The organism is Ramlibacter sp. 2FC, assembly GCF_005503345.1.
Classification (GTDB): domain Bacteria; phylum Pseudomonadota; class Gammaproteobacteria; order Burkholderiales; family Burkholderiaceae_C; genus SCMQ01.
Map to the genome: position 1 here is coordinate 1 of NZ_SCMM01000115.1, position 3,519 is coordinate 3,519.

At 66.9% G+C, this 3,519-nt stretch carries 3 protein-coding genes; all 3 read left to right on the forward strand.

What is annotated here, in order from left to right; genetic code table 11:
* Window positions 1-156: 156 nt before the first annotated feature.
* The 3 genes from FFS10_RS22735 to FFS10_RS22745 are packed head-to-tail and all read left to right on the forward strand — an operon-like array spanning window position 157 to window position 3,390.
* Window positions 157-1,410 (forward strand): tyrosine-type recombinase/integrase, encoded by a 1,254-nt coding sequence (locus FFS10_RS22735; protein ID WP_137896872.1) that lies wholly within the window; start codon window positions 157-159, stop codon window positions 1,408-1,410.
* Complete coding sequence (locus tag FFS10_RS22740) at window positions 1,407-2,381, forward strand: tyrosine-type recombinase/integrase (protein WP_137896873.1); 975 nt, start codon at window positions 1,407-1,409, stop codon at window positions 2,379-2,381. Before FFS10_RS22735 ends, FFS10_RS22740 begins: the two co-directional genes overlap by 4 nt.
* Window positions 2,374-3,390: a tyrosine-type recombinase/integrase gene (locus FFS10_RS22745; RefSeq protein WP_137896874.1), complete on the forward strand. Its 1,017-nt coding sequence runs from the start codon at window positions 2,374-2,376 to the stop codon at window positions 3,388-3,390. The genes FFS10_RS22740 and FFS10_RS22745 overlap by 8 nt, the downstream gene beginning before the upstream one ends.
* The last annotated feature ends 129 nt before the right edge of the window (window positions 3,391-3,519 follow it).

Sequence of the window (3,519 nt, forward strand, 5' to 3'; positions counted from 1 at the left end):
CGGCCATTATGAGAAGGCCCCAGTTATGAGAAGTTCTGGGATGGGGTAGGCCGGCAGGCCGCGTAAACGCTTGCGATCTGGGGCGTGGCGGCGCGTTGCACTGGACATAAATCCGCTGATCGGGCAGCACTGACGGTCCCACTTCTGGAGACCGTCATGACCAAGATCCCTGCGTTGCACCCCACTGTTCGGGCCTGGTTGCTCGAGGGCCCGCTGTCTGCTCACGTTCCGGCATACGTCGCGCGGCTCAGGCGCGGCCGCTACGCGACCAACACTTCAGGTCGTTGCCTGAACGGCGTGGCGCACTTCGCGCACTGGATGTCGATGTGTCACCTGCCGGTGCACATGCTCGACGAAGGCTGCATCGACCAGTTCCTGCGCTACCACCTGCCGCGCTGCGACTGCCCCGGCGGTGCGCTTCGTACACCGCGCGAACTGCACGCGGCACTTATGCCCGTGCTGGGAATCCTGCGGGCAGGGCACGTCATCGCACAGCCGCCAGCACCGGCAGGCCCGATCGCCGATGAGCTTCACAACTATGACGCGCACATGCGCGATGCTCGCGGCTTGGCCTCCGGAACCCGCCGCGGCCGACTGCGCATCGTCGAGCGCCTGCTGGTGGCGAAGTTCGCAGGTCGGCCAGTGGTCATCGGCGAGTTGCAGACCGAGGACGTGCGGCGCTTCATCGCAGATCAACTGGATTCGCTCGGCACCATCAGCAACGCCATCACGATCGCGTCCACGTTGCGCGCGTACCTGCGCTACCGCGCCACTTGCGGCGACGCGGTGCAGCCGCTGTTGGCCGTCATCGCATCCCCCGCACACTGGAGCCTGGCGTCACTGCCGCGGGGCCTCAAGCCCGAGGAAGTGGATCGGCTGCTCAATTCCTTCACGGACGCGCTGACGTCGCCTCGGCGTGGCTACGCCGTCGTCCGCCTGGCGCTCGACCTGGGTCTGCGCAGCATCGAGATCAACCGGCTGCGGCTCGCTGACATCGACTGGCGCATGGGCACCGTCACTCTCAAGCGCACGAAGTCGCGCCGCCAAGACGTCCTGCCGTTGCCAGCGGCAACCGGCCGCGCGCTGGAGGCCTACCTCCGACACGAGCGCCCGAAGACCAGCGATGGGGCGGTGTTCGTGCGCCACATAGCGCCCTACGACGAGCCCATCGGCGTGGACGCCATCCGCCGCGTGGTGCGCGACGCCTTCCGCCGGGTGGGCATCCCCCACGGCCGCACCCATGCGCTGCGTCACACGCTGGCCTGCCGGATCGTCAACCAGGGCGGTTCGATCAAGGAGGTGGCCGACGTGCTGCGGCACCGGTCGCTGAACACCTCGCTCATCTACGCCAAGCTCGACCACGGCGCGTTGGCCGGCGTCGCACTGCCGTGGCCCGGGAGCGCCCAATGAGCGCCCGGGTCACCTTGGAGGCCAGGGTCGAGCAGTACCTGGCCGAGCGGCGGCGTATCGGCTTCGAGCTCAGAACCATGGCTTACGGACTGGCGCGCTTCGCCCGGTACGTCGCCGATGCCGGCCACCAGGGGCCGTTGACGGTCGATCTGATGGCCACCTGGGCACGCCAGGCCAAGGCTGGCCACGGCGACCGCACTACTTCGGCGCGCCGGCTGAAGATGCTGCGCCCCTTCACGGCTTGGCTGCGGCAGTTCGAGCCCGCCACCGAGGTGCCTGACGAGGCCGTCTTCGGCCGGGTTCCAGGCCGGATGGCGCCGCACATCTACCGTGAACAAGAGATCATCGAACTGCTGACCGCTGCCAGGCAGCTTGGGCCACCGGGCGACCTGCGGCCGGCGGTGATCGAGACGCTGTTCGGCCTGATCGCTTGCACGGGGCTGCGCATCTCGGAGGCGCTGGAGCTGCAGGATGCCGACGTAGACCTGAAGGCCCAGGTGCTGACGATCCGGCAGAGCAAGTTCGGCAAGTCCCGGCTGGTGCCGCTGCACCCGAGCGCGGTCGAGGCGCTGGCACGCTACCGAACGCAGCGAAACCGCCATGTGGGTGCCACACCTGACGCGCCGTTCTTCATTGCCACGCGCGGGCGGTTGCTCGGGGAACCGGTTGGAGACCGCCAAGTCCACCGCATCTTCGGGCAACTGCGCAAGCAACTTGGCTGGGTCGATCGCGGCAGCCACGGCACGCCTCGCGTTCATGACCTGCGGCACTCGTTCGCCGTGAGGCGGCTGGTGCTCTGGCATGAGCAAGGGGTGGACATCAGCCAGCGCATGCTGGCGTTGTCGACCTACCTCGGCCACGCCAAGGTCTCCAACACCTATTGGTACCTCACCGGAGTACCAGAGTTGATGGGCCTGGTCGGCCAGCGCTTTGAGCGCTTCGCCAATCCGTGGGACGACGACGATGAGTAGGCCGGCTACACCACGAGCGCCGCCGAGTTTTGCCGCACTGGTGCAGTCCTTCTTCACCGAGCACCTGACCCAGCAGCGGGCGATGAGCCCGCGCACGGTGGCGACCTACCGCGACGCCTTTGTGCTGTTCCTGGACTTCGCCGTGGGTCGCCTGCACAAGCAGCCCACGGCGATCCGGCTGGAGGACATCACCCCGGCGCTGATCCTGGCGTTCCTCGACCATCTGGAGCACGAGCGCGGCAACGCGGTGCGCACCCGCAATGCGCGGCTGGCGGCGCTGCGCGCGTTCCTGAAGTTCGCGGGTCGCCGTGACGTCGGCGCGCTGCATGTCGTCGAGCAGGCCCTGGGCGTGCCGATGAAGCGCTTCGAGCGGCCGGTGATCGAGTTCCTGTCGCGCGAGGAGATGCTGGCAATCATCGGCAAGCCCGGTGCAAGCTGGACCAGTCAACGCGATCACCTGCTGCTGCACATGCTCTACAACACAGGGGCCCGGGTGTCGGAGATCGTCGGTGTGCGCTTGGCCGATGTCGTCCTTGATGGTGCCGCGTGTGTCCACTTGCACGGCAAGGGACGCAAGCAGCGAACGATGCCGCTGTGGCGTTCGACGGTCAAGGCGATACGGGCGTGGTTGAGGCAGAACCCCGAGCTGCTGCCGACATCGGCGCTGCTGCCCAACCGGGACGGCCATCCAATGACGCGTACCAACGTCACGCAGCGGCTCGCGCTGGCTGTGGCGACGGCAATACCGACGATGCCGAGCCTGCGGGACCGTCACATCTCCCCGCACACGGTTCGCCACACGACAGCGATGCACCTGCTGCAGTCCGGCGAACCCATCGAGGGGATCGCCTTGTGGCTCGGTCACGAGAGCCCGACCACAACGCATCAGTACGTGGAGGCCAACCTTGCCATGAAGGAGCAGGCGCTTGCCAAGCTGCAGGACCCAGACACGGCTGCCAGGCGCTTCCGAGCCTCGGACTCGCTGCTGGAGTTCCTGAAGACACTGTGATTATGAGAAGGGAGCAAGCGCGTCGGACGGCCTGTGTACGAGGCAGTCTGCGCGCTCGCCAACTCCCAACTTCTCATAACTGGGGCCTTCTCATAATGGCCGTTATGGAGAGCTCGACATAACGGCCAT

Coding starts and splice junctions, on each gene's coding strand:
- FFS10_RS22735 (WP_137896872.1), top strand. CDS start 157: ATGACCAAGATCCCTGCGTTGCACCCCACTGTTCGGGCCTGGTTGCTC.
- FFS10_RS22745 (WP_137896874.1), top strand. CDS start 2,374: ATGAGTAGGCCGGCTACACCACGAGCGCCGCCGAGTTTTGCCGCACTG.
- FFS10_RS22740 (WP_137896873.1), top strand. CDS start 1,407: ATGAGCGCCCGGGTCACCTTGGAGGCCAGGGTCGAGCAGTACCTGGCC.